The 24,722-nt window shown below is 62.7% G+C and carries 23 protein-coding genes, 1 tRNA gene and 2 pseudogenes; 9 read left to right on the forward strand and 17 right to left on the reverse strand.

Annotation, left to right across the window (positions count from 1 at the left end):
* The 4 genes and pseudogenes from F3J10_RS24600 to F3J10_RS24615 form a co-directional block, all read right to left on the reverse strand.
* Positions 1 to 147, reverse strand: a pseudogene (locus F3J10_RS24600) (sulfate adenylyltransferase small subunit); the annotation flags it as partial.
* An 84-nt stretch (positions 148 to 231) separates the two neighbouring features.
* The gene (locus tag F3J10_RS24605; protein WP_166915234.1) at positions 232 to 969 is read right to left on the reverse strand and encodes a phosphoadenylyl-sulfate reductase; all 738 of its coding nucleotides are present in this window, start codon (positions 967 to 969) and stop codon (positions 232 to 234) included.
* Positions 966 to 1,502 carry a DUF934 domain-containing protein gene (locus F3J10_RS24610; RefSeq protein ID WP_047836040.1) on the reverse strand — a complete coding sequence of 179 codons (537 nt, stop codon included), beginning with the start codon at positions 1,500 to 1,502 and terminating at the stop codon, positions 966 to 968. Before F3J10_RS24610 ends, F3J10_RS24605 begins: the two co-directional genes overlap by 4 nt.
* Before the next feature lie 18 nt (positions 1,503 to 1,520).
* Positions 1,521 to 3,200 (reverse strand): nitrite/sulfite reductase, encoded by a 1,680-nt coding sequence (locus tag F3J10_RS24615; RefSeq protein WP_166917104.1) that lies wholly within the window; start codon positions 3,198 to 3,200, stop codon positions 1,521 to 1,523.
* 224 nt (positions 3,201 to 3,424) lie between these two features.
* Here F3J10_RS24615 and F3J10_RS24620 point away from each other — a divergent pair, with 224 nt between their 5' ends.
* From F3J10_RS24620 to F3J10_RS24630, 3 genes are all read left to right on the forward strand, one after another.
* Positions 3,425 to 4,366, forward strand: coding sequence for a CysB family HTH-type transcriptional regulator (locus tag F3J10_RS24620; protein WP_013699099.1), 942 nt, complete (start codon positions 3,425 to 3,427; stop codon positions 4,364 to 4,366).
* A 140-nt stretch (positions 4,367 to 4,506) separates the two neighbouring features.
* A tRNA-Leu gene (locus F3J10_RS24625) sits at positions 4,507 to 4,591 on the forward strand.
* A gap of 172 nt (positions 4,592 to 4,763) precedes the next feature.
* Positions 4,764 to 5,978 (forward strand): integrase arm-type DNA-binding domain-containing protein, encoded by a 1,215-nt coding sequence (locus F3J10_RS24630; protein ID WP_167243201.1) that lies wholly within the window; start codon positions 4,764 to 4,766, stop codon positions 5,976 to 5,978.
* A 615-nt stretch (positions 5,979 to 6,593) separates the two neighbouring features.
* On the opposite strand, the gene F3J10_RS24635 is transcribed toward F3J10_RS24630, so the two are convergent.
* The 8 genes from F3J10_RS24635 to F3J10_RS24670 form a co-directional block, all read right to left on the reverse strand.
* Positions 6,594 to 9,455: a DUF927 domain-containing protein gene (locus tag F3J10_RS24635; protein WP_167243202.1), complete on the reverse strand. Its 2,862-nt coding sequence runs from the start codon at positions 9,453 to 9,455 to the stop codon at positions 6,594 to 6,596.
* A gap of 127 nt (positions 9,456 to 9,582) precedes the next feature.
* The gene (locus F3J10_RS24640; protein ID WP_167243203.1) at positions 9,583 to 9,909 is read right to left on the reverse strand and encodes a hypothetical protein; all 327 of its coding nucleotides are present in this window, start codon (positions 9,907 to 9,909) and stop codon (positions 9,583 to 9,585) included.
* A gap of 9 nt (positions 9,910 to 9,918) precedes the next feature.
* Positions 9,919 to 10,266 carry a hypothetical protein gene (locus F3J10_RS24645; RefSeq protein WP_167243204.1) on the reverse strand — a complete coding sequence of 116 codons (348 nt, stop codon included), beginning with the start codon at positions 10,264 to 10,266 and terminating at the stop codon, positions 9,919 to 9,921.
* Entirely contained in the window at positions 10,259 to 10,471 is a 213-nt protein-coding gene (locus F3J10_RS24650; protein WP_009962292.1) for a hypothetical protein, read from the reverse strand. Before F3J10_RS24650 ends, F3J10_RS24645 begins: the two co-directional genes overlap by 8 nt.
* Positions 10,464 to 10,766 carry a hypothetical protein gene (locus tag F3J10_RS24655; RefSeq protein WP_119637325.1) on the reverse strand — a complete coding sequence of 101 codons (303 nt, stop codon included), beginning with the start codon at positions 10,764 to 10,766 and terminating at the stop codon, positions 10,464 to 10,466. The genes F3J10_RS24650 and F3J10_RS24655 overlap by 8 nt, the downstream gene beginning before the upstream one ends.
* Positions 10,759 to 10,935 carry a hypothetical protein gene (locus F3J10_RS24660; RefSeq protein ID WP_012329039.1) on the reverse strand — a complete coding sequence of 59 codons (177 nt, stop codon included), beginning with the start codon at positions 10,933 to 10,935 and terminating at the stop codon, positions 10,759 to 10,761. The genes F3J10_RS24655 and F3J10_RS24660 overlap by 8 nt, the downstream gene beginning before the upstream one ends.
* A gap of 331 nt (positions 10,936 to 11,266) precedes the next feature.
* On the reverse strand, positions 11,267 to 11,791 hold the full coding sequence (locus tag F3J10_RS24665; protein ID WP_167243205.1) for a hypothetical protein: 525 nt from the start codon (positions 11,789 to 11,791) through the stop codon (positions 11,267 to 11,269).
* Positions 11,788 to 12,063, reverse strand: a complete 276-nt coding sequence (locus tag F3J10_RS24670; protein WP_224383365.1) for an AlpA family phage regulatory protein — start codon at positions 12,061 to 12,063, stop codon at positions 11,788 to 11,790. The genes F3J10_RS24665 and F3J10_RS24670 overlap by 4 nt, the downstream gene beginning before the upstream one ends.
* A gap of 581 nt (positions 12,064 to 12,644) precedes the next feature.
* Between F3J10_RS24670 and F3J10_RS24675 the strand changes: the two genes are divergently transcribed.
* The 3 genes from F3J10_RS24675 (at position 12,645) to F3J10_RS24685 (ending at position 17,366) form a co-directional block, all read left to right on the forward strand.
* A complete protein-coding gene (locus F3J10_RS24675; RefSeq protein ID WP_167243206.1) occupies positions 12,645 to 13,817 on the forward strand; it encodes an HNH endonuclease in 1,173 nt (390 codons plus the stop codon).
* A gap of 324 nt (positions 13,818 to 14,141) precedes the next feature.
* Positions 14,142 to 16,427, forward strand: a complete 2,286-nt coding sequence (locus F3J10_RS24680; RefSeq protein WP_167243207.1) for an NTPase — start codon at positions 14,142 to 14,144, stop codon at positions 16,425 to 16,427.
* Between the two features lie 363 nt (positions 16,428 to 16,790).
* Positions 16,791 to 17,366 (forward strand): recombinase family protein, encoded by a 576-nt coding sequence (locus F3J10_RS24685; protein ID WP_098181641.1) that lies wholly within the window; start codon positions 16,791 to 16,793, stop codon positions 17,364 to 17,366.
* 772 nt (positions 17,367 to 18,138) lie between these two features.
* Here the strand turns inward: F3J10_RS24685 and F3J10_RS24690 are convergent.
* The 3 genes from F3J10_RS24690 to F3J10_RS24700 are packed head-to-tail and all read right to left on the reverse strand — an operon-like array spanning position 18,139 to position 20,443.
* Positions 18,139 to 19,227, reverse strand: coding sequence for a type VI immunity family protein (locus tag F3J10_RS24690; protein WP_167234167.1), 1,089 nt, complete (start codon positions 19,225 to 19,227; stop codon positions 18,139 to 18,141).
* A gap of 5 nt (positions 19,228 to 19,232) precedes the next feature.
* Positions 19,233 to 19,937 carry a VRR-NUC domain-containing protein gene (locus F3J10_RS24695; RefSeq protein ID WP_167243208.1) on the reverse strand — a complete coding sequence of 235 codons (705 nt, stop codon included), beginning with the start codon at positions 19,935 to 19,937 and terminating at the stop codon, positions 19,233 to 19,235.
* Entirely contained in the window at positions 19,934 to 20,443 is a 510-nt protein-coding gene (locus tag F3J10_RS24700; RefSeq protein WP_167243209.1) for a PAAR domain-containing protein, read from the reverse strand. The genes F3J10_RS24695 and F3J10_RS24700 overlap by 4 nt, the downstream gene beginning before the upstream one ends.
* 446 nt (positions 20,444 to 20,889) lie before the next feature.
* Here F3J10_RS24700 and F3J10_RS24705 point away from each other — a divergent pair, with 446 nt between their 5' ends.
* A complete protein-coding gene (locus tag F3J10_RS24705) occupies positions 20,890 to 21,792 on the forward strand; it encodes a hypothetical protein (protein WP_167243210.1) in 903 nt (300 codons plus the stop codon).
* Positions 21,793 to 21,826: 34 nt separating this feature from the next.
* On the opposite strand, the gene F3J10_RS24710 is transcribed toward F3J10_RS24705, so the two are convergent.
* Complete coding sequence (locus F3J10_RS24710) at positions 21,827 to 22,831, reverse strand: LysR family transcriptional regulator (RefSeq protein WP_167243211.1); 1,005 nt, start codon at positions 22,829 to 22,831, stop codon at positions 21,827 to 21,829.
* A gap of 282 nt (positions 22,832 to 23,113) precedes the next feature.
* On the opposite strand from F3J10_RS24710, the gene F3J10_RS24715 reads away from it, so the two are divergent.
* Entirely contained in the window at positions 23,114 to 23,830 is a 717-nt protein-coding gene (locus tag F3J10_RS24715; RefSeq protein ID WP_166916453.1) for a 16S rRNA pseudouridine(516) synthase, read from the forward strand.
* A 132-nt stretch (positions 23,831 to 23,962) separates the two neighbouring features.
* Positions 23,963 to 24,151, forward strand: a complete 189-nt coding sequence (locus F3J10_RS24720) for a hypothetical protein (RefSeq protein ID WP_167243212.1) — start codon at positions 23,963 to 23,965, stop codon at positions 24,149 to 24,151.
* On the opposite strand, the pseudogene F3J10_RS24725 reads toward F3J10_RS24720, so the two are convergent.
* Positions 24,144 to 24,722: pseudogene (locus tag F3J10_RS24725) on the reverse strand (SDR family NAD(P)-dependent oxidoreductase); the annotation flags it as partial. The gene F3J10_RS24720 and the pseudogene F3J10_RS24725 overlap by 8 nt on opposite strands.

Genomic DNA, 24,722 nt, shown 5'->3' on the forward strand with positions numbered 1-24,722 from the left:
CGAGAACAGCAGGGCCGGCTTGCTGCATTCGGCCACCAGTTCGCGCAGGATGTGGATCGACTCGGCCTCGAGCCAGTCGAGGTGGCCCATCCGGCTGGCGGTGCCGGCCGGCGATGCGAAGGCGGATTGTTCGAGCGTCGTGCTCATGATGTCAGTCCTTACTGGGTTGCTGGCCGCCCGTCGTGGCGGGCGGCGCGATTGCTTTCGTTGCTTGGGTCGGGCTGCGGCGCCTCAGGCGCTCACCGGCCGCTGCGGCAGCTCCGACACCGGCGCGACCGTGATGTGCAGGCCGCATTCCTTGGTGTCGCGCGACTCCCACCACCAGCGTCCGGCGCGGCTGTCCTCGCCGGGGCGGATCGCCCGCGTGCAGGGCTCGCAGCCGATGCTCGGGTAGCCGCGCGCGTGCAGCGGATTGACCGGCACCTCGAAGGCCTTCAGGTAGGCCCAGACCTCGGCCTCGGTCCAGTCCGCCAGCGGGTTGTACTTGGCGATGCCGCGTGCCTCGTCCTGCTCCTGCTCGTGCAGCTCGGCGCGCGTCACCGACTGCTCGCGGCGCTGGCCGGTCACCCAGGCGTCCACCTCCGACAGCGCGCGGTTGAGCGGCTCGACCTTGCGGATATGGCAGCAGGACTTGCGCAGCTCGACGCTTTCGTAGAAGGCGTTCAGGCCGTGCTCGGCGACGTACTGGTCGATCGCGTCCTGCTGCGGATGGAACTGCTCGATCTCGTAGCCGTAGCGCTCGCGCACGCGGTCGATCATGCCGAGCGTCTCGGCATGCAGGCGGCCCGTGTTCAGCGAGAAGATGCCGATCGCGTGGCCCTTGGAGAGGATCGCGTGGGTCACCAGCATGTCCTCGGCCGCGAGGCTGCTGGCGAACTTCACGCGCGCATGGCTCGCCGCGATCGAGGCGAGCAGCGCGTCGAGCCGCTCGACCTTGGCGCTCAGCTCGGGCGTGAGGAGCTCGCTCATGCGTTCACCTGTGCCGAGGCGGCGCGGCGGCGGAACAGCGGCACCGCGTCGTCCACCGCGCCCTGGTAGCGTTCCGAGAACTCCGTGAAGGCATTCAGCGCGTCGTGCGGGTCGCGATCGGCGCGCACCGCGAAGGCGTCGAAGCCGCAGCGCGACATGTAGTTCAACTGGTCGCGCAGCACGTCGCCGATCGCGCGCAGCTCGCCGGTCCAGCCGTGGCGATTGCGCAGCAGGTGCGCCGTGCTGTAGCCGCGGCCGTCGCCGAAGCGCGGGAAGTCCACCGCGATCACCGTCAGCTTGTCGAAATCGGCCACCAGCTCGGCCGGTTCGCTGTCCGGCGCGAGCCACACGCCCAGTTCGTCCTTGCCGCGCGCGGCGACCAGCGCCTCGCGTTCGGCCTGCCAGTAAGCCAGCGGCACCAGCAGCTTGCCGGCCGGCAGCGCGTCCACCGCGGGCAGGGCGCCGTCCTCGGCGGCCCGCACCACGTGCCATGCGTCGTCGATCACGGCGCGGTTCTTGATAATCGAAGCCATCTGCTAATTCCTCGTTGCTTAGGCGTGGGCCGGCTGGCGGGCCGCGTAGACGCGTTCCTTGAACGGCGCGAGACCGATACGCTGGTAGGTATCGATGAAGCGCTCGCCGTCGATGCGCGATTCCACGAAGGTGTCGACCAGCGTGCTGATCACGTCCGGCACTTCATGCGCCGAGAACGACGGGCCGATCACGCGGCCCAGCTTCAGGCCGTCCGCGCCCGTGCCCTGCTCGCCGCCCAGCGAGATCTGGTACCACTCGGCGCCGTCCTTGTCGACGCCGAGGATGCCGATGTTGCCGACGTGGTGATGGCCGCAGGAGTTCATGCAGCCCGAGATGTTCAGCGACATCTCGCCGAGGTCGTAGACGTAGTCCAGGTCGTCGAAACGCTCCTGGATCGCCTGCGCGATCGGGATCGACTTGGCATTGGCCAGCGAGCAGAAATCGCCGCCCGGGCAGGCGATGATGTCGGTCAGCAGGCCGATGTTCGGCGTCGCGAAGCCGGCTGCCCTGGCCTTCTCCCACAGCGCGAACAGGTCGCGCTTCTTGACGTTGGCGAGGATCAGGTTCTGCTCGTGCGAGACGCGCAGCTCGCCGAACGAGTAGGCGTCGGCCCAGTCGGCCACGGTGTCCATCTGCGCGTCGGTCGCGTCGCCCGGCGCCACGCCGTTCGGCTTGAGCGACAGCGTCACGGCCGCGTAGCCCGCCACCTTGTGCGGCGCCACGTTGCGCTCGACCCAGCGCGCGAAGGCCTTGTTCTCGAGCAGGTGCTGCTCGTAGGAAGCGTCCGTGTCGGCCAGCTTCTCGTAGACGGGCGGCGCGAAATCCTTCGAGACGCGGTCGAGCTCGGCCTGCGTGAGCGTCGAGGGGCCGTCCTTCAGGTGCTGCCACTCTTGCTCGACCTGCTGCGAGAACTTCTCCGGCGAGAGCGCCTTGACCAGGATCTTGATCCGCGCCTTATAAAGATTGTCGCGGCGGCCGAAGCGGTTGTAGACGCGCAGCACAGCCTCGCAATAGGTCAGCAGGTGCTGCCAGGGCAGGTTCTCGCGGATGATCGAGCCGACGATCGGGGTGCGGCCCAGGCCGCCGCCGGCCAGGATGCTGGCCACCACCTCGCCCTGCTCGTTGCGCGACAGGTAGACGCCCAGGTCGTGCATCTGCACGGCGGCGCGGTCGATCTTGGCGCCCGACACGGCGATCTTGAACTTGCGCGGCAGCCAGGCGAATTCGGGGTGGAACGTCGACCACTGGCGCAGGATTTCCGACCAGGGGCGCGGGTCGATCACTTCGTCGGGCGCCACGCCCGCGAACTGGTCGGCGGTGATGTTGCGGATGCAGTTGCCCGAGGTCTGGATGCCGTGCATCTGGACCGAGGCGAGCTTGCGCAGGATTTCGGGCGTGTCCTCGAGCTGGATCCAGTTGAACTGGATGTTCGACCGCGTCGAGAAGTGCCCGTAGCCGCGGTCGTGCTCGCGCGCGATCACGGCCAGCATGCGCAGCTGGTCGCTGCGAAGGTTGCCGTAAGGAATCGCGATGCGGTGCATGTAGGCGTGGCGCTGCATGTACAGGCCGTTCTGCAGGCGCAGCGGGCGGAACTCTTCTTCGCTCAATTCGCCCGACAGCCGGCGACGCACCTGGTCGCGGTACTGCGCGACGCGTTCGTCGACGATCGTCTGGTCGTACTGGTCGTACTGATACATTCGGGGACCCCAGGGTTTCGTGTTGACCGCACGGCGTCCTAGCCACGCCGCGCCCGAATTCCACATCCGTCCGCACCGAGCTGCCGGCCGTCTAGCCCTCGGCCCGCTCATTTGCTAATGACGAATACAGATATCCATATTTGAAAAACCAGGGTGAATCGTAATAAACTCGCTTTATATATCAAACGACTAAAAAATTCTTTCCATATGCGGAAGGGTTATATATGAACCTGCACCAATTTCGCTTCGTGCGCGAGGCCGTGCGCCAGAACTTCAACCTCACCGAGGCGGCCAAGGCCCTGTTCACGTCCCAGCCGGGCGTCTCCAAGGCCATCATCGAGCTCGAGGACGAACTGGGCGTGGAGATCTTCACGCGGCACGGCAAGCGCGTGCGTTCGCTGACCGAACCGGGGCGGATCATCCTGGCCTCGGTCGAGCGCATCCTCCAGGAAGTCGAGAGCTTGAAAAGGGTCGGAAAGGATTACGCAGCGCAGGACCAGGGCAACCTGACCATCGCGGCGACGCACACGCAGGCGCGCTACTCGTTGCCGGCCGCGATCGCCGAGTTCAAGAAGCGCTTCCCGAAGGTGCATCTGTCGATCCTGCAAGGCAGCCCGACCCAGGTGGCCGAGATGGTGATCCACGACCAGGCCGACTTGGCGATCGCCACCGAGGCGATCGCCGACTACAAGGAGCTGGTGTCGCTGCCCTGCTTCCAGTGGCATCACGCCGCCGTGGTGCCGGCCGATCATCCGTTGCTGGAACGCCGGCCGCCCTCGCTCGACGACCTGGCCCAGTACCCGCTGATCACCTACGACGACGCCTTCGCCGGCCGCAAGAAGATCAACCACGCGTTCGCGCTGCGCGGCTTGTCGCCCGATATCGTGCTCGAGGCGATCGACGCCGATGTGATCAAGACCTACGTGGAGCTCGGGCTCGGGGTCGGCATCCTGGCCGATATCGCCTTCAACCCGGAGCGTGACCGCAACCTGCGGTCGATCCCGGTCGGGCATCTGTTCGGCAGCAACGTGACGCGGGTGGCGCTCAAGCAAGGGGCGTATCTGCGCGGTTATGTGTATACGCTGGTGGAGTTGCTGTCGCCGACGCTCAACCGCAAGCTGATCGAGCAGGCGCTCAAGGGCGAGGCGGAGTCTTACGAGCTGTGAGCGGGCGCGGGCTGGCCTATTTATATGGATGGATCATGGAGGACGCCCGTGGCAGCTTCGGCGCTTGCCGGGCGACCGGATTTCCGCCATAATCAGCGATTCGCCTGCGCGCAATCGCACGTGCAAGGTCTGAATTCTCTGCCCAGGTGGTGAAACTGGTAGACGCAGGGGACTCAAAATCCCCCGCCGCAAGGCGTGCCGGTTCGATTCCGGCCCTGGGCACCAGTACATAGTTCCGGGAAGTTCCCGGAAGTCCTAAAACCCGCGACAGCTCTAGGCTTCGCGGGTTTTTTCATTCCGGCAAAGTGCCGTATGGTGCGTAGACAGCCGGGGGCAAGTGGGGGCAACATTGGGGGCAACCCACCCGAAATTGCCTTACCCGTCAGGAGTTGCCCCCGTGCCATTAACCGATACAGCCATCCGGAACGCCAAGCCTGCCGACAAGCCCGTGCGCCTGTTCGACGGAGGCGGCCTCTATCTGGAAATCGCCCCGAGTGGGGGCAAGTGGTGGCGCCTCAAATACCGGTTTGGGGGCAAGGAAAAGCGCTACTCGCTCGGCGTCTACCCGGACATTACATTGGCGATCGCACGGAAGAAGCGCGACGAAGCCCGTGAAAAGCTCGCTGCCGGCATCGATCCGGGTGAAGCAAAGAAGGCGGAAAAAAGAGCCAGCCTGCTCGCGGCCGCTCATTCGTTTGAGGTTGTCGCTCGCGGCTGGATGGCTGAGCGCAAGACGACTGTAGAGCCAGCGCAGCATGACAAGACACTCGCCCGCATGGAGAACGATGTATTCCCATGGCTCGGCAAGCGCCCTATCGCTGAAATCGACGCCCCGGAGATACTGGTTGTACTGAAGCGCGTAGATGGGCGCGGAGCGAGATTTACCTCCCATCGCATCCGCAGCGAGATAAGCCGGGTATTCCGCTACGGCATCAAAGAGGGGCACTGCAAGACCGATCCAGCCCGAGATTTGGTCGATGCCATTCCGCCCGCCCAGACAACGCACTTTGCCTCGATCACCGAGCCCGAGAAAGTTGCCGAGATGCTTCGCGCGTTCGACGGCTTCACGGGTACTTTCCCGGTTCTCTGCGCGCTCAGACTAGCCCCGATGCTGTTCGTCCGCCCAGGCGAATTACGCAAGGCGCAGTGGTCACAATTCGAGCTCGACAAAGGCGAGTGGCGCTATTTCGTCAACAAAACGAAAACGGATCACCTTGTTCCGCTGGCCACCCAGGCGGTTGCGATTTTGCGCGAGCTTCACGCCCTGACTGGCGATGGCGTCTACGTGTTCCCCGGCGCCCGCGACCGAAATCGCCCGATGAGCGAGGCCGCTATCAATGCAGCCCTTCGTCGCCTTGGCTACGACACTCGCACCGAGATTACCGGTCACGGCTTCCGGGCCATGGCACGGACAATCCTGCATGAAGAACTGGAGGAAAAGCCGGAAGTGATCGAGCACCAACTAGCGCATACCGTCCCTGACAGCCTTGGGCGGGCGTACAACCGAACGAAATTCATCAAGGCCCGACGTTCGATGATGCAACAGTGGGCGGACTACCTCGACAAGCTCAAAGCAGGGGCGGAAATCATTCCGATCGCGGCGGCCGGATAGACCCGTGCCGCCACGCGTATGACCCCCTTGTCACGCCCCTCCCACCATTTTTCCGTACTTGGTCAGACGCTACCGACGCACTGCCTTTCGGTATGAATATGACCCCCCTTGGCGTCTCTGGGATAGAGAAAAAGCGCGGGTGTGAGCCCCCGCGTCTTTGCCCTAGACGCAGGGTCCCCCGCTTTCCGGCAGCCCCGACACTTGCGACGGACGTAACAATGTCCGGTCGGCGTATATCGTGGACACCCCCGTTGAAAACACGTCGTCGACGCCCTGCGAATCCCGGAGAGCCGCGCCCCGTCTGGCTTCACGGTCGATGCAGATGGTCGAGGTCTGTCCGCTCAGTGCAAAACGAGTTGGAGATTTGGAGATAAACGCCTGAATCGGCCGCAAAGCCTTGTCGGGCAAGGCTTCGGGTGTCTCCAAACGATTTGGAGAACGCTGGAGATACTGGAGATAAACCGGGCTGGATTGTTACGGAAGCGGCAAGATTCGCGGCAACCGCCGGCCCGGTTCCATCTGGAGCGTATCGCTCAAAGTAACTTTGACGCATGGGCCAAAAATGCCGCGCAAAGGAATGCCCGCCACCGCCCTCCCGGACGGCGGCGGTGCTTTTCACAGCTCAAGCGTGAAGATGGACGGCAACACGCGATAGACCATGAACTTGCCGTGACCGGGGATGTACTCCTGCCGGTACGGATAGCCGTCGCTACGCGGCATCAGCACGCCCCGCTTCATCAGTGCCTTGGCGACGATCTTGTGATCGAAGCCGGCGCACACGTCCTTGCGGAACACGGCCGCTTCGATCAGGTATTCCGTCTCGACGCTTTCCGCATCGTCGGGGCTCATCTTGCCGCCGAACTCGGCGTAATACTCCCGATCGGAGGCGATGGGCGTGCGCCGCTCGTCGCGCTTCACGTGCTGCTTGAAGCCCGCTCGATGCGGCACGTTCGGCCGATGGTCGTCCTGTGCACGGTTCATCCACACGAAACGGTTGTCCCCGTGTGCGGCGAGGAAATGCTGTACCTGCCGCACGGCTTCAGCCTCGTCCGAGTTGCCGGTGCCGCCGCGCAGTTCGAGCCAGCCTTCGAAGCAACGACGCGCGGCCTCGACCGCTTCGCCCTCCGGCCAGCCGGTTAGCCCGTGCGCCGTCGCCAGCTCGCCGGCCACCGCGACCAGGCAGAACCGCTTGGCGACGCGTGCGACCTGCGAGTGCGAGCCGTCCGGCACCCATTGCCCGACCAGCTCGTCAACGCGCATGCGCAGATGCTCGGCCAGCTCGCCGGCTTGCGACGACGCCCACTCGATGAACGCAGGGCCGGCCGTGCCGTAGTGCATGCCGGCATGGCGCTCTAGATGCTCGATCAGCGCGGCTGGCGTCGGGAAGCCGTGCAGCTCCTCCACGACGCCCATTTCGCCGACCTCGGCCGGGATCGCCGGCAAGCGCACCTCGATACCGCCCTTCATCGGCTTGTTTCCCTCGGCCATCAACGCGGCCACGCTCTTTTCCCCATTCGACAGGAACAGCAGCCGCCACGTGAGAACCGGCTTGGCCGAGCCGCTACGCGACGCGCGGGCCTTGCCCGACTCGTTCGCGAGCATGTAGATCACATCACCGACCAGGCGCGGCTCCACCTGCCCGATTTCATCGAGAATCAGCAGGGCATCGCTATGCTGCGTGGCGACGGCTTCCAGGGCGTTGTCGGTCGCCTTCCAGCTCCGCACGTAGTCAGGCGAACCAAAGACGGACGCGGCGATAACCCCGCCCGTCGATTTGCCCTTGGACGTCGTGCCGAGCAGATGGAAGCCGCCCGACTGGAGACCGGAGAAGTGCAGGAGCGGACCAGCGAAGGCGGTCGCCACGCAGAACAGCAACCGGCTGTTGCCGACGCAATAGGCCGCGACCTCCCGGCGCCAGTCTTCCGGGGTGCCGCGCTCCTTGAACTGGCTCTGGATCGGCGTGTCGGCCTGGTAGATCAACGCCTCCTTGCCGGTGCCGATGACGCGATCGGGCAGCACGAACGCGCCGTGATGCCAGCCGACGCGCGGCACGCAACGCACGCGCTCGTCCGGCTGCGCCATCTGGACATAGTTCGCGATCTGCGTGCGGGCGATCTGCGTCACGCCAAGCTTCACGCCCATATCGAGCAGCATGCGGCGCAGCTCCGTGCCGTCGCCGGCAAACAGGCCGGCCGGCACCGCCCACCGTTTCAGGATGCCGTCGCGGTCCGTGAATTCGAGCAGGTAGCCCCACTCGCTGTTCATCTCGTTGCGCGTCTCTGCGATCACGTCGATACGCGTGCTGACCCAATGCGGCGGCAGCGGATCGCCCTGATTGTTGAAGCCGTGAAACCACACGCCCTTGTCGTCGACGACGAACCGCGACTTGCCGTCCTGCGCGCGGGCCGTTTTCGGGCGCTTGGCGGGCTTCGCGGCGGCTGGAGCGGCTTTGCCCTTGCTGGCGTCAGCCGAGCCGGCCGGCGCGAGCGTAGCCCGCACGGCGGCGGCCACCGCCTCCGGGCCGACGTGCGCAGCCAGGTCGTTGAAGTCCGTCCCGGCCGCTGGACGGTTCGGACCGAAGTCCGGCACCGCGACGATGCCGGCGACGGCTTCGGCCGCCGCGCGAGCCTTCGTCACGCCCGGATTGCCCTTCGTCGTGTGGTCGTCGTCGGCGCACACGACGATGCGGGCGCCTGGATACTGCCCGCGTAGCGCCGTCGCGACCGCGTACAAATTGCCGGCGTCGAACGCGACGGCGGCCGGATAGCCCGTCGCGGCCGCGAGCGTCGCGCACGTGGCGTAACCCTCGCCAATCAGCAACGTGGACGGCGCGGAAGATAGCAGGCCGCCTATCAACGAGAAGCAGCCCGCCTTGCGGCCGTTCGGCAGATAGCGCTTCTGGCCGTCCGTCAGGACGAATTCCAGCGTCCACAGCTTCCCGTCCGCGTCACGGGCCGGGATGACGAGTGCGCCGTCGCATGCGGCCGTGCCGATGCACAAGCCGCCGCGATAGACGCGCAGCGCGTCGACCGGGATGCGCTTGCGAACGAGATACGGGTGATCGGCCGGCGCAGGCTCGGCCGCCGACCAGATCGATTCGGCGAGCGCCGACGCAGCTTGCTGCTTCTCGGTCAGTTCAGCCAGCTCGGCCGCTTCGCGGGCCGCGCGCTCGGCTTTCTGCCGCTCGCGCTCCGCTGGATCGACCGGCTTCGCCCGATGCGCACGCGGATCGAAGCCACCGACCTTGGCGAGGTGAAACAGCGTGTTGATGGTGATCTTGCCGCCCTTGAACGACTTCCACACATCGCGCGCGTCCTTGCCGTTGTAGTTCTGCGCGCCTTGGCTCCATTCGTTCCAGAGGGCGAAGCCCTCCTCGCCAAACTCGGCCTTGAGCGCCATCCCCACCTGACGCCACGTGTCGCGGTCGTCAGGCGGAACATAGCCGAGCGCGACTCTCGCCCGCTCGAATTCCGACATGGGTGCGTTACTCATAGGTTCCCACTGGACGCGCGTCGGCAGGCTCCCGATTAGTAGTCCATATCGGGCATGCAGCTACCCGACGCGCGAAGAATTGAATGATGCAGAGATGCCTAGCGGCGAGGCGTCAGCCGGCCGCGCGACGTACCGACAGAACGGCACCGCCGGCCGTGACGTCGTTGCTGTAGACGTAGCGGCCGAGCCGCGATTCGCCAAGGGCGTCGTTCGCCGCCTCCAGCGCCGCGCCGATCGACGGCAGGGATGCGCGGAACAGGCTCAGCACAAGCCAGTAGTCGTCATCGGACATGGCCTTGTCGGCCGCCCAATGCAGGCTGTCCAGCAGCTCCATCGCATCGCTGATCCGTGTCCCGATGCGGGTGGGATCGGGACGGTTCACCTCGGCCACGAAGTGCGACGCGAGCGGCTGCACGGCATTCTTGTTCGTCTTTGCCATGACCGCCCCTCAGTGCGTCGTGCGCGGTTCGCGCGTGACGAGGCCGAGCGCCGCGAACAGGTGCTGTTGCACGCGCCCCATCAGGCCGGCCGCAAACGCTTGCCGGCTGATCGTCACGCGGTGCGCGTCGACGTCGCCTGCGTCCTGCATGGCGGATTCCATGCCGCCCGCGAACGCGGCGGCTTGATGCGCCGCGTAGTCGTGCAGCCGCACGTCGCCTTTCAGGTCGAGCCATGCGTCGGCGCAGATCGCGCCCAGGTCGACGGCGAATTGCAACTCGATCGGAGCGCCGGTATCGAGCGGCGGCGCATTATCGAATCCATTGATAACCGCGGTTCGGATGCGCTGATCAGTCATGGCACACCTCCGGCTGCGCGGTACGGCGCATTTCGGCCGAGTACCGGCTCGCAACGCCTTGCCCCATGTCGACGAGCGAGCGCTCGTAGGTGTCCTCCGGAAGATGCGCACGGACGGCATCGAACAGCGCTTCGAGATGGGCGAACTGATGGGCCGCACACATGGCGATCATCTTGACTTCGTTCGGCAGGCGGAATTCAGACATGGCGCACCTCCAGGATCGACGCGAGGAGTTGCCGGACGTCGATCGTGCAATCCAGCTCCGCTTCGCCGCGAATCGGTGTGAGGTTCCAGTCATGCACGGCAGCGTGCGTGAATTCGCCGAACCGCCGATCGTAGGCGCTGCGCCCCGCGACGGGGCCGCCCAAGATCCGCACGCGCCAATCGTGATCGGGCGTCGGGGAAGCCGATGCCACCTCAACCAGCATGCCAATGCGTGAGCGCGCATCACATTGCGTGACGATCGCCAGATCGCCAATCTTGCAGCGCAGCTCAGCCATGGCGTACCTCCGCACGAACGAGCGCCGCGATCGCGGCCAGTGCCGCGCCGGTTGCGTCGAGCGCGTCCTGATACGTGCTGGCGGTTGCCGCGTCGCGCAGTGCTGCGCGGACGATGGATTGAATGAGGTGGGATTGCTGCCCGGTATGGGCGTGCGTGGACTGGCGCAAGATGCGACCTCCGACGTTAGCGTTTCGGAAGCCCGCTCCCCACTTCCAAATGGGGTGGGCGGGCTGATAGCAGGGTTGGAAGACCGGAACGTCGGCACCGGCAGGCCGAAGCCTCCCCACCATCGCCCACCCATTGATCGTAGAGGCGCGCGAAGGCACACGGACGTAAAAAAACCGCGCATTGGCGGTCGTCCGCCGACATTTTCCGGGCTTCCAAACCCGGTTCGCTGTTGTCTCAGCGATATGCACAGAATACCGCGCGGTGCCAGACGACGCAAATCGCGCGCCCCTCGCCCCGCATTGCCGAGCGGAAAGTGACTTTGGGCGAGCATCAGGCGGCCTCCCCCTTGAGCACGGCGGTCGCCAGCTTGAGCTGCTCGATATCCAGTTGCGAGCTGCCCTGCGCCAGCGATTGGCCGAGCGCGACGCCCCGCAGCATGGCGCTAACTTGCAAGCGGCGCGTCCTGTCCGTGCACTGCGCATCGATGTCGTTGTAAAGCGCACGATAGGCTTTCCGCAGCTGTCGATACTGCCGACGACGATAGTTCGCTGAATCCTGTTCGGCAGCGGCGATCGCCTGGACGAACTTCTCGCAGGCGGTGCCAAGTTGCTTTGTCGTCAGATGCGGGGCTTCGAGCGCGAGCGTCGAGGCGAGCGTGACGGCGATCGCTACGAGCTTCCCGGTGTCGTCGCCACGATTCCAGAAGCAACCCTCGATGTCATCGAGGATTCCTGCGAACTTGCGGAGGCGGGCGTCGCGGCAACGCACGAACGCGGTGTCGCGCGCCGTGACGGCCGCGCCCATCGCGCGACCATACGGGCCGCCGCGATCGATCATAAAGGAGGGCGCGCTCATGCCTGCCCCCGCGTGGACTGACGGGATTCGACCCATTGCTGGACGTCTGTGGCGCGCCAGCCGACGCTCCTGGCACCCAACTGGACCGGTGCTGGAAACTTGCCTTCGCGAATCCAGCGATACAGCGTCGTTTTCTTGACGCCGACGCAATCCAGCACACCAATAAGTCGAAGAATCTTAAGAGCCATTTTCTGTTCAGAAATGGCCTGTTCCGCAAGAAGGAGGATAGCGGCGGCAATAAGCCGTGCCGTACTATCAAAGTACGGGCGCAATGAAGTTCGCGGGAGACGCACAAAGTAACTTTGCAAAGTTACTTTGCACGGCGCGCCGCGCGCGGTATCATCCGTCCTAACAAGAGCTAAGCGTTTCCTAGGCGCGGTGGCTCTTGTGGTTCCTCCAATTATGGAACAGGCAGCCAAGCCAAAAATCGCCGGTGGGATGTGTTGGTAGCACACCCCCGGCACCCTCTCGTCAGCGCGACGAAATATGCTCAACGACTTAGCATTCCCGCCTTTTTCCCTTGCATCCCCACAGATTCATAGAGCCGTGTTCGATTAGGTGCTAACAAGTACCGCAATTATATCGAAAGGTCTGCCCCCATAAAAGACTTGTCTCGGATTATCTAAAAGCGCAATACATGGTGTCACTGTTCAGCCAAATTTGGCACGCGCGCCGCTCAACCGAAGGACGTTTGATAGTCGCCCCCGCTCAGGTAACGGACGTTCATGCAACAGTCAGGCTCGTCGCGTCGTTGGGCTAACCGACGCTGGAGTCTGTGGCCGTCGATGATGTTGGTCCGTGATACCGTCTGCGGGTCGCAGTTGACCCCTTAGGCGGAGTAATCGCAGAAAAGATGACCACTACATACAACTGCGCTTTGTGTAACCAGCCCCTCTCCATCGTAGGGAACTCAGGCGAACACATCGTACCGAATTCGATCGGCGGTCGCCGCAAGGTCCGAGGCTTCATCTGTAAGGGCTGCAATAGCCGGACCGGCGACGGATGGGATGCCGAACTCTGGCGACAGTTCCAACATATCGCATTGATGCACGGGGTAGAGCGTGATCGTGGCAACGTCCCGGCGATCCCAGTGCAAACTGGAGTCGGCACGCAGTTGATGCTTTTGCCAGACGGCAGCTTGATGCCTCGACGGATCGCATTCGAAAAGGTCGTCAACCCGGCGGGCAAAGGATTTCTCATCAAGGCTACGGTGCGCACAGCGGAAGAAGCTGAAGAGATGATCAGAAACCTTGCCGCGAAACACCCGGAGATCAATGTCGAAGAGGTGTTGTCCACGCTGCAAGCGAGGGCCGAATATCTCGACTCGCCGCTTACGTTCGGCACCGCGTTCGCCGGTCCTTTGGGCGGCCGCTCAATGGTGAAAACGGCGGTTGCTATGGCCTTTGATGCCGGGGTCAGTCCTTCAGCGTGCAATCTGGCCCTTCCCTATCTGCTCGACAAAAATAGCGAGGCACCCTACGGACTTTTCTATGAGCGTGATCTGGTCCGAGGGCGCCCCACGAGTTTCACGCCTCACATTGTCAGTGTCCGAGGCGATTCGAGTAGTGGCTACCTAATGGGTTACGTAGAGTATTTCGGGCTGGCCCGGATCGTCGTGCCGCTGAGCGATCAATACGATGGCGAAGCCTTATCCTTGACTTATGCTTTTGATCCCGCCAACGGCCAAGAGATCGACATTAGTGTTGACCTTTACTTCTCTGGCGAAGAAATCGAGCGAATCAAGGCGAACGAGGCATATACCGTTGAGCAGTACGAGGCCGTCGTCAATAGTTCATTCCGGATCGTCTATCGTCGTAGTTTGCGACGTCAATACAGAAAGGCATTCGCCGGGTCGGTCGAATATGCTGCGTCGAAACTTGGAATAGCCTATGGCGAAGTTATTCCTGCCACGCAGGCACGAGAATTCACTGAGCACATGATGGAAAGACTCGGGCCGCTCTTCGCCCACATGGCTGCGAATGGGATCCCTATCGCAGAAGCTATGCGAACCGACGACGTTGACTGAACACTTCTGGCCGCACGTAAAGAATGTATACGCGCTGGATTGCGAGTGCAACAGGCTCGTCGCATCGGTATTTCGCCAGCTTGCTAGGCTCCTGCTTCGCCAGACGGCGGATCTTTACGCCGACGCTTCGCGGAAATCAGCCAGTTTTCCGTGCTCTGCTATGAATCCATCACCAATCGAAAGGACAACCCGCTGTCGGTGACCTATCATGGGCAACTTGCGAGCCACGGCACCCTGACCTACCCATGCCGACCGCTCTCCACGAAAGCCGCGGCAATTCAAAGCAATGCCCTCTATAGGGTACACACAAGAAAGGAATTGGACATGACAGCACGCCTCCCAGAGGATGAGACTGCCGGTGAGTTTGAGCAGCGAGGGGTTGAACTCGCGCGTGCACTCCACGACCCATCTGGGGTCCAAGGTTCATTGATGATAAACGGGCGAGAACGTGATGGGGTATTTGTCTCCCACGAAGACATTAACGCCTACGAATTCACACTCATGCGTACCAAGGAAAAGGCGGAAAAGGACGCAGCCAAGTTGGTGGAGCTTCTCAACCACCTCTCCAAAGATCAGGAAAATTCAATTAAGCCCGCGACCGGATGGTTCGTTACCCGGGAGGATCCAACGGCCGACCAGCGAACAGCAGTCGCCGCCATCGCGCGGAAGGCTGGGCGCCAAGTCCATGCGATCAGCATCGCTCAGATGTACAAGCGGATCTGCAACTCTGAGATGTATATCCAGGGGCGCGACAAAGCTCCGTTTGGAAGCGTTGCTTTTACACCAGAGGTATCTGGCAAGCCAGTTCGCGTGCCTGTCCAGTTAGTTGACTCGAATGGTGGGACTTTATCGACCGACGATGTCGCAACAGTGCTAGCGAAGGGCCACCGAACCTTGATTGTTGGGGACTACGGGGCAGGAAAAAGTCACGCGTTGCGCGACATCTATTCATTCCTTCGCAAGGACCACTTCCGGCGCGGTCATCTCAACCCCTTCCCGATTCACATCAACCTCCGAGATTGCGAGGGGTTGAGGACGCCCGCAGAAATCCTCCGCCGCCATGCCGAGGAGATTGGGTTTGACCACGCGAATGGCTTGATTTCCGCGTGGCGTGCTGGCCTGTGTGTACTGTTACTAGACGGTTTCGACGAGGTGCTGCCCACTAGATGGCTTGGAAGCGTAACAGACCTAAAGCGCGTTCGGTGGGAGGCTCTCGCTCCAATCCGCCGTCTTGTCGATGAAACTCCGGCCAGTGCCGGCGTGGTGGTAGCTGGCCGCTCCCATTACTTCTCTGGACAGGTGGAAATGACCGAAGCGCTTGGATTCAAGTCCCGCGAAGTCTTGTCCATGGTCGATTTCGACGAGGGACAGCTCGCCGATTATCTGCGGCAGTCCGGTGCGACTTGGACGCTACCTGACTGGGTGCCTACGCGCCCCCTCCTTCTCGGCTACCTGGTCTCTCTGGGCAAAGATACTTCCGGAGCAATTGCGTCGTCCGTGAGTCGAGCAAAAGGGTGGCGTGCATTCCTTGATGCCATTTGCGTGCGTGAAGCGAAGATGTTCACTGCGGTACGCCCTGAGATCATTAGCCAGATTCTCTCGCGTGTCGCTACGATTGCCCGAGGAGGCACATCGGCGATTGGACCAATTTCGACAGACCAACTCCGCGCGGCCTTCGTTTCAGTAAATGGGTTTCAACCCGACGAAGAGGGTATTCAAGTTCTTCTTCGACTGCCAGGCCTTACAGCGTCGTTTGGTCCTGGCGGAGAGGAGATGCGCTCATTCGCAGATGAAGACTTGGCGGAAACCGCCTATGGACTCGATCTGGCGGCTTTCGTCCTCAACCCCTACGACGAAACAAACCCGCTCGCGAGCCCGGCATCATGGGTAAATGCATCTTCCGGGCTGGGTGGGGAGGTTGCCGCAGGTCGCCTCCTAGCTGACGCCCAATCAGTTGGCGTGGTATCAGCCGCCATCACAAAACGTCAGAAAGCCGGGAAATTTGACGCCGTACTGGCAGACCTTCTCACCGTAGTCGCAGCCATGCCCACCAACGGGCTAAAGATACAAGGGAACCTCCTCATCGCGGGCGTTGCGTTCGAAGAACTCCAGATCGCCGAGAACCCGCTGTATGGTGGTACGACTTTCCAAGACTGCCTCATCGAGCGCCTCGACATGAGTGGGATCGATGAAGATTCGCTAGTCCCGCACTTTCAAGGTTGCGTCATTTCACACATGGAAGGACTCGCCGGTATTCCAGAGTGGCTCAAGTCCAACTTCGCAAACACTGAGGTCGAGCGCTTTAGCACTGCGGCCCAGACGACCGCCGGAATCATGCAACTCAAGATCGATCGCGAGTCGCGAATCGCATTGACCGTGCTAAAAAAGGTTTTCGTCCAACGTGGCTCGGCTCGGAAGGAGGGGGCGCTCAGTCGCGGCCTTTCCCCCACCGACCGAGCGATCGTACCAACTGTACTCGCAGAACTTGTATCGAAAGGGTGGATCCGCAAGGATGATTCCGGTGGCAACGTCCTCTACGTAGGATCCAAGAATCGGCGCAAGGAGGCCCTCCGCGCACTGGAGGCTCCTACTGAGTTCCGACTTCAATAGGCAGAGCCGGCGTCGATTCGGGGTGAGATACCGCTTTGGACGTCAATCCCCAGTCGACTCCAGCAGGATCGATTTGAAGCAGTCGAAAGGCATTCTAGGAACTGCTCTGATCGGAGTGGCTCTGGCCTCATCCCGTGCAGCCTAATGAACACTGCGTGCTATTTCGCGCATCGGTGTGTTGGGGCAACACCGTTGTTTCATCGAGCATGCGGCGCAGTCGGTCTGACATCTCACCAAATGAGCCTGTCCAAAATCGATCCCTTTCGGACAACCCCTTTCCGCCCTGTCCAAAAATAAGGGTTGAAGTATTTTGGACAGGCGTCTATATTCGGACATCTATTTCGTACAGATTGAGTGCCTGATATGTCCCGAACCTTCGCTTATGCCCGCGTCAGCACGTCCGACCAGACCACCGCGAACCAGTTACGCGAGATCGAGGCGGCCGGCTTCTCCGTCGACAAACGCCGCGTTGTATCGGAAAGCATCTCAGGGAGCGTGAGCGCCGATCAGCGGCCGGGCTTCGCAAAGTTACTTGACCGGATGGAAGAAAGCGATGTGCTGATCGTGACGAAGCTCGATCGGCTCGGCCGCAATGCAATGGACGTGCGGGCCACGGTCGAAGGTTTGGCCGAGCGCGGTATTCGGGTTCATTGTCTCGCCTTGGGCGGCGTCGATCTGACGAGTGCGGCCGGCCGGATGACGATGCAGGTGTTGAACGCGGTGGCCGAGTTCGAACGCGATCTGCTGATCGAACGAACGCATGCTGGCATCGCTCGCGCTAAGGCAGAAGGCAAGACGATGGGACGGCCGTCCGCCCTGTCGGACCAACAGCGGGCGGAGGTACTGCGCGAGCTGGATGCGGGGGCGAGCGTGGCCGCCCTCGCCCGACAATTCGGCACGAGCCGCCAGACAATCATGCGGGTACGCGACGCGGCGTAACGCCTCTCCTTCCAAATTCACTTTTCACGGGCCGCAAGGCCCGTTTCTGTTTCTGCGCGCGGAGGAGTGGCGGCACGGGAGATTCTTTGCGCGCGGCGTCCCAGACGGCGGGCCAATTCCCGAGCTGGTCGACGTGGCTCGATGCATTCGACGCTTATCTCCAAACTTATCTCCAGAAAAATAGGTGAGTTGGAGATACACTTGGAGATGACCAAAGCCCCGCCAGATAAGGCAGACAGACCGAGTTGAGCCGTTATCTCCAACTCTCCAGAAAATTTCGCATCTGGCGAGGCAAGAATGGACCTTGATCGCTTCGTGTAGTGACTGCGCCAGCAGCGCGGGGGCAACTCCGGGGGCAACTTCACAACACCATCCAAGCAATCTCCTTACAGCACGGGCCTCACAGCGAACAATTTCATTCCGGCCCTGGCACCATGACATAGCTTCGGGAAAGTTCCTGAAGCCCTAAAACCTGCGTCAGCGCTAGGCTGTCGCGGGTTTTTTCGTTTCTGGAGGCTCCGGGGGGAATCTGGAAAACCCCAAATTCGGGGTGGAGATTTGTCGATTTGGGCGATACAGCTAGTGAGTGTCAGTGCAGCCAAATTGCAACCGGGACCTGCTGGATTGACCCTGAGCAGCCTCGGTTCTGCAGTTTGAAATTGCGTAAGCCCTTGACTCAAAAGTATGTGTTGCGCGCAGGTAAAGCTTCCATACGGTACTCAACGAGAACCGTTAGCGCCTCTGCCTCGTTGGACAAGCATGCACCGACTGATCACGCGCGATCCGGTAATGTGCAGTCGGCATCGAGCGTCGGCATATGCAGCAGCTTCGCCTTGTACTCAACCAGCCGATCGTCCGATACATCGAAGCGCCGCAGCCAGTCATCGCTTTCGGCCGTCGTGGCGAAATACGGTGATGCCGAGCCTGGCTGTCCAATTTGCAACTGCCACACGGAAGGAACGCGCACCGATTTGAGGGCCGCGTTGAGGATCACGTAATTGGGAGGCGGAACGGGTGGCCCGTTCTCATCGCCGTCGGTCGACGAGCCAGCTTCAGGGCGCCGGCCGGCCTGGATCACGACGCCGCCGTTCAGATCGTAGAGCGCGTACCAGTTAGGAGGCAGTTCGTTTCGCAGGGTATCGAGCCCACCTGCCTTATCAAGCAGTTCCTTGTCGAGCGCGGTAAGCCAGCCGACTGTCTTGATGCCGTCACGCAGTCGTGCCGCCTGCAGTAGCGGTTCGCCAACGTCGAGGGCCATCATCTGCTTGGCGAGCTGATATTCCGTCGGCACGTTTGCCGCGGTTTTCGCGAGGCTGAGATTCAATGCGTATCCGGCATACCCACCGACAACTTTGAGCCGACGGGCGAAGTCTACGAACAGTGTCTGGAACGCAGCAGGGTTTTCGGCGACGTACAGCAACGACGTGGAAAATGTCAGTGCGTTCAGACCAGCATGCGGGCGAGCCTCGCGCCAGCGTTGCTGACCGAACACCTGAAAATGCCAGAACCCGGCGTCGACGGAGGCATCCCCCGATGTCACGTATGCGGTCAATGCAGCCTTGTCGGAGTAGGACATAAATGTGCCGGAGGGAAGGTTTCCGCCCTTGATCCTGATGGGTTCCTTACCGTCCCGCCAAAGCCATTTCAATTCGTCCTTCGCGATCTCGCGATATTGCTCGTAGCACTCCGATATCGCCCTGCGTACTGCAGGGTCCGCAGCGTTCCGGAAGAACAGTGCGCCACGCACAGCGACGGCAGCACCGACATAGTCGTGCTTGTCGGTCGGCTCGAGCGCTCCTCCGGAAATCAGCGCTTCGAGCTGATGTGCTTTCGCGTATTCGATGAATGCTTTGTCGGTCATGTCAATTAGAGAACTGGAACGGGTACCGAAGGCGGCATGCCACCTCCTGGGGCGGGGCCAGCCCCGGTTTGGTTGAGCAGTTTCCTCACCTGCCTTCCAATCGACGAAAAGGCGTCGCGCAGCGCATCGGCGGTCGGACTGGATGACTCTTCGCCTCCGTCGTCAGGACAGCCACAGGTCGCCGGATCGAGTTCGGTGACCTTCGCGTGCGGGCCCGCGATTTCCCGGTAATCCGCTATCTGCTCGATGTCACGTCTATCCGGCGGGAATTTCATTTCGACCACGCCGGACAGATTATCTTGCGTGGGCGGCTTTCCGGGATCTTTGACGACCACGACATCAGGTCGTCGAATCCAGCCAACGCCAGGGACGTAGCCTTCCGGGTGGTGAGCCTTGATCCAGTTCGGAATGAACCCGTGCGGCTCGAGCGGATTTCGCGACGACATGATGGGCGCGGGCGGGTATTCGTTCATGTTGTAGCTGATTTCGGGCTTGTAGATGCTATCGCCCCTGGCATCCAGCGCGTTCAGCTTCGTTGCCACGCATGCCTGCTTGAGTCGGGCGCCGATGATGCTGATGTTCGGGCCTTTCTTGCATTGGCAAAGCGCTCCGCAGAGTATTTTTTTGTCCTGTTGATCGAGATCGCCGCCGAGATACACCTTAGTCGTCGTGCCTTCGGTCGACGTTCCGCCGGGGACGTCGTGGCTCATTCAGGCTTCTCCCGACCAAAGACCAGGGAGGCTGGCGAGTCTGCGTGATGCCACTGAGTGTAGCCGTCGGCATCGGTTGTGCCGCTGATGGTCTGGCCTTCTGGCGTTCGCAAACTGTACGGGCTGTTTGCGGCCGGCTGCCCGTTCGCAGCGACGACCTGGAATCGACCGCGACAACGCTCCGCAGAACCATCGGCCTCATGCCGAGCTGATATCGTGGTTCCACCAGCACTCACCGGAATGTTCGCGACAGCATTGCCCTGGCTAGCCATCAGCGTCGCGCCACATGCGGTCATGTCTTCCTGGAATGCCGCTTGCCGACCGTCGAAATTCATGCCGGGATTCTTGCTGGTGACGATCGGAAATACTCCCTTGCACTTCGGGCAGGTAACCATCGTGCCAACAAACGCAATCGGCCGACCGTCGATGAAAGTAATCGCTCCGGACGACAGTACAACGCCGCCGTGGGAAGTCGTGTCGCCTTCTCGAATGAACGCAAAGCTCATGGTGGATCCCCGGACAAATGCACGCGAGGACTCTATAGGTGCAGGGCAGGAGCGACCAGATCGCTGATGCCGCACGCAGCCTGGATTCGAAGCGCGATCGAACCATGGAGCGTGTGCATCTTTTTGCATGAACGGCGCCGCGCCAGCGGCGCTCTATCGCGCGCCGATGCAAGGCCCGACGTGGCTTTCGGAGCGACGCGCCACGCGCCCTCTCCAATCGGGAAACCGGCAGCATCGCAACGCCATCACATCAGATAGATGTGCGTCGATGTCACGTCGATTTATGCTTTTTTTGCTCGTGCATCGAGCCCGTATCACTCGACCGCATCGGGCATCCACCGCCTGAATATCTGACGTATCAGATCGACCGGTTACTCGCCAGCGTCCAGAATCGCCCAGTCCCGTCCAGAGATCGACATCCCGCACGCAGCAACACCTCAGCCTCCATGAGCCAGCCGTCATTCCTTACTGTCGAAGGTGAACTCGCCAGGCCCTCGTTGCTGCCGCTGCTGGGCCTGCCGTTCGGCCGGGAATGGACCATCGGGAAATCGGCCTCGCCATGCCCCCTCGGCTATTGCGCCACGCTGTGGACATACTGCATCGACGTGATGGCACCGCATCCATCGTGTCGTTGGGGCGCTACCACATGCGAGCCCGCCGATCCGATCGACGTCGCCATTGCGCACATCCCATCATCGCGCGGCCGCTCCCCGATCCGCCTCACGCCGAAACGACGAGAAGCCACGGCGTCGCTCGGTTCCATTACCTCGCGCATCTCCCTGATCAAGCTCATGCCGCGACCGCGATATCGTTCGATCGCCGTCAGCGCCGTGGCCGGCATGGCAATCGTGCTCGCCTGCCTGATGATCGGCTCGCCATATCGACGGACGCAGCCTCCCGAAGCGGTGACGGCGAACACTATCTCGCCCGTGCAGGCAGCACCGTCGACAACAACGACATCGAACCACGCCGCGAAACCACGCCAACCCGCTTCGCCGAACACGATTGCGCAAGTGCCGCGAGCAACCAAACCAAACCATGTCGCGCGTAGCGATCGACGCAAAAACGCCGTGACAAAAATGTCACGGCGCCAAGAAAACAAAACCAGGACATACACGGCTGCGGCAATGAAGCCTTCATCGCCTGACACCACGCGCCGGCACGCGAAGCCGCAAAGAGCATCGATCAAACCTCGCATCGCGACGGCTGAAGGAGCCGCAATTCTCGAGGCCTCGCCAATCAACACGCTGCCGCTCGCGCCGCGCGCTGCAGCGTCCTTGCCGCAGATCGACTGGATGCCGCTGATGAAGCACCGCCGGCTTACCGAAGACAAGCGCTTCAGCCGCTAAGCCCTTGTGCCCCTCACGTCGGGCACGGAACCAGTCACGCCAGCCAGGATCGTCCCAGCTCTGCACGCAGCGCATGCTGCAGCCCCTCATCCTTCCCGCGCCCGTCCAGGCTCCGAAACGCTTTCGCCTCGGCCTGCTGCAGCAGCGCAAGCTCCTCGCGCAGGAAATCCAGCCAGGTTCGTATCTTCGCGTCCACATACTGCCTCGACGAATACAGCGCCCAGATCACCCCGCTGGGCGAGCGGCATTGCGGCATGACGCGCACGAAGTCCCCCGAGCGCAGGCCGTCGATCGCCGCATGAACGGGCAGCACGCCGATCCCCATTCCCTCGCGAATCGCCACCGCCATCGCTTCATGGGAGTTCACGCGAAACGACGAAGCCGCCCCGGCGACGTGCTCCGGGCCATCGGGGCCGACCAGTTCCCACTCGCTCCTGCCGGGCGCCGGCGCTTCATAGGCCACGCAGGCATGCCTCGCCATGTCGGCGATGCGGTGCGGACTGCCATGACGATCGAGATAATCGCGCGAGGCGCACAGCACGCCGAAGGTCTCGCCGAGCCGCACGCCGATCAGCCCTGAACTCGGCAGCTCATCGTCGCCGACCACAACCGATACGTCGAAGCCCTCATCGAGCAATGCAGGTGCTCGCTGCGACAAGGTCATGTCGAGCAGGACGTCCGGGTAGCGCTGCCGGTATTTCGCGAAGACCGGAATCAGATAGTGCTGGCCGAGGCTCACCGCGCAATGCACGCGCAGGCAGCCGCTCGGATTGACATTGGCGTCGCGCGCCTCGGCTTCCGCTTCGTCGAGGTAGCCGAGGATCGAGCGACAGCGATGCAAGTAGCGCTCGCCGGCTTCGGTCAAGGCAAGCCGCCGCGTGGTGCGGTTCAGCAAGCGCGTGTGCAGATGGGCTTCGAGTGCGGCAATCGCACGCGACACCTGCGGAATCGTCGTATTCAGCAGGCGCGCCGCGGCGGTGAAGCTGTTCGCGTTCGCGACGCACACGAAGATGCGCATGTTCTGTAGCTTGTTTTGCATGGTTCACGGCCGGGGAGAGGACGGCATCGCGAGCCGGACGCGGCGACGGCGGCGTGGCTGCGCTACGCGATGCCGTATCCACAAAAGGAGGAGAACTGAGCAATTCATCGAGCCGGATCGACGACACGTCACCTCGACCCAAGCCCGGGCAGTTTCTCGATGGGAAACGACACACGCATGTTATGCGCCATGCCGCGCGACGATCATGCGAAGCATCAAGCCAAGCGCTGCACAGCGGCCTTGCACGCCGGTCTGCCACCCGCTTGCTACAATGCGCGCGCCATGGATCTCGAAACCATTCTCTATTCGCAGGGCTTCGGCTCGCGTCGCCAGTGCCGCTCGCTCGTCGAGACGGGGCGCGTCTCAATCGACGATGTCGTCCGCGACGATGCCGATGCCGACTTCGCCACCGACGATCTCCATTTCGACGTCGACGGCACGCGCTGGCCCTATCGCGCCCAGGCCTATCTCGTGCTGAACAAGCCGGCAGGCTACGAATGCTCGCGCGACCCGCAGCACCACCTGAGCGTGTTCTCGCTGCTGCCGCCGCAATTCGGCGCGCGCGGCGTGCAATGCGTGGGCCGGCTCGACCAGGACACCACCGGCTTGCTGCTGCTCTCCGACGACGGCCAGTTCGTGCACGCCTACACTTCGCCGAAGAAGAAGGTGCCCAAGACCTACCTCGCCGAAGTCAAGCACGCGCTCGACGAGGCGCAACTGGCCGCCCTGCGCGAGGGCGTGCTGCTGCATGGCGAACCGAAACCGATCGCGGCCGTCGCCGCGCGGGCACGCGAGCTGCGCAGCCTGGAGCTGACCGTGCTCGAAGGCAAGTATCACCAGGTCAAGCGCATGGTGGCCGCCTCGGGCAACCGCGTCGAGGCGCTGCACCGCGAGCGGGTGGGCGGCTATACGCTGCCGGCCGATCTGGCGCCGGGCGGCTGGCGCTGGCTCGACACCGCCGACCTGGCCGCCTTGCGCGCGGCACCGCCGGCCGCCTGAACGCGCCACGCTCCCCTGCGTTGCGCCGCCCCGACAAACGCGTTGCATTGCAATATGGACGCGCGACAAACCGCCGCTATACTCGAATCACAAGAAGAAAAAAGAGCACAACGAGCGGGTCAGGGGAAGATCATGAGCATCAACAGTCCATTCGAACTTTCGACCGTGATACTGGTATTCGCGGTGATGGGCGCGGTCGCGATCGGCGCGCTGCTGGCGACGATGCATCTGCGACGAAAATATCATCCGAACCTGATTGGGGCGCTGATCGGCGCCCTGCTCTGCTTCCTGTTGATCGAGGTCTTGCCCGCGATCATCTGAGCGAGCCGAGTTCGCTGTCCGCGGATACGGTACGCAGGAAGTCGTCGACGGTCGGATAACGCAGCGCGAACCGCAGTTCGCGCTTGAGCCGCGTATTGACCAGCCGGCGCGATTCCCGCATGAAGGACAGCAGCACCGGCTCGAGCCGCGTCTCGGCCTCGGCGCGCGTGATGCGCGGCGGGCTGGCTCGCCCGCTGGCGCGAGCCACGCGCTCGAAATACTCGCCCATCTTCATCTCGGTATCGTCCGAGGCGTGCACCACGCGCGCCGCGCGGCCGCGCACGGCCGCCGCGAGCAGGATGGCGGCCAGGTCGTCGGCGTGGATGTGGTTGGTATAGACGTCGTCGGCATCGACCAGCGCCGGCGTGCCGCGCTCGAGTCGCGCGATCGGCAGCCGGTTGGCCGCGTAGATCCCCGGAATCCGCACGATCCGCGCCGACAGCGCGCCGCGCGCCGTGGCCGCCCGCAGTTGGCGCTCCGCCGACACGCGCCGCACCGCGCGCGCGTTGGCCGGCCGCACCGGCCGCGTCTCGTCGACCCGCGCCCCTGCGCAATCCCCGTACACGCCGCT

The organism is Burkholderia sp. Cy-637 (genome assembly GCF_011753175.1).
GTDB lineage: Bacteria > Pseudomonadota > Gammaproteobacteria > Burkholderiales > Burkholderiaceae > Burkholderia > Burkholderia gladioli.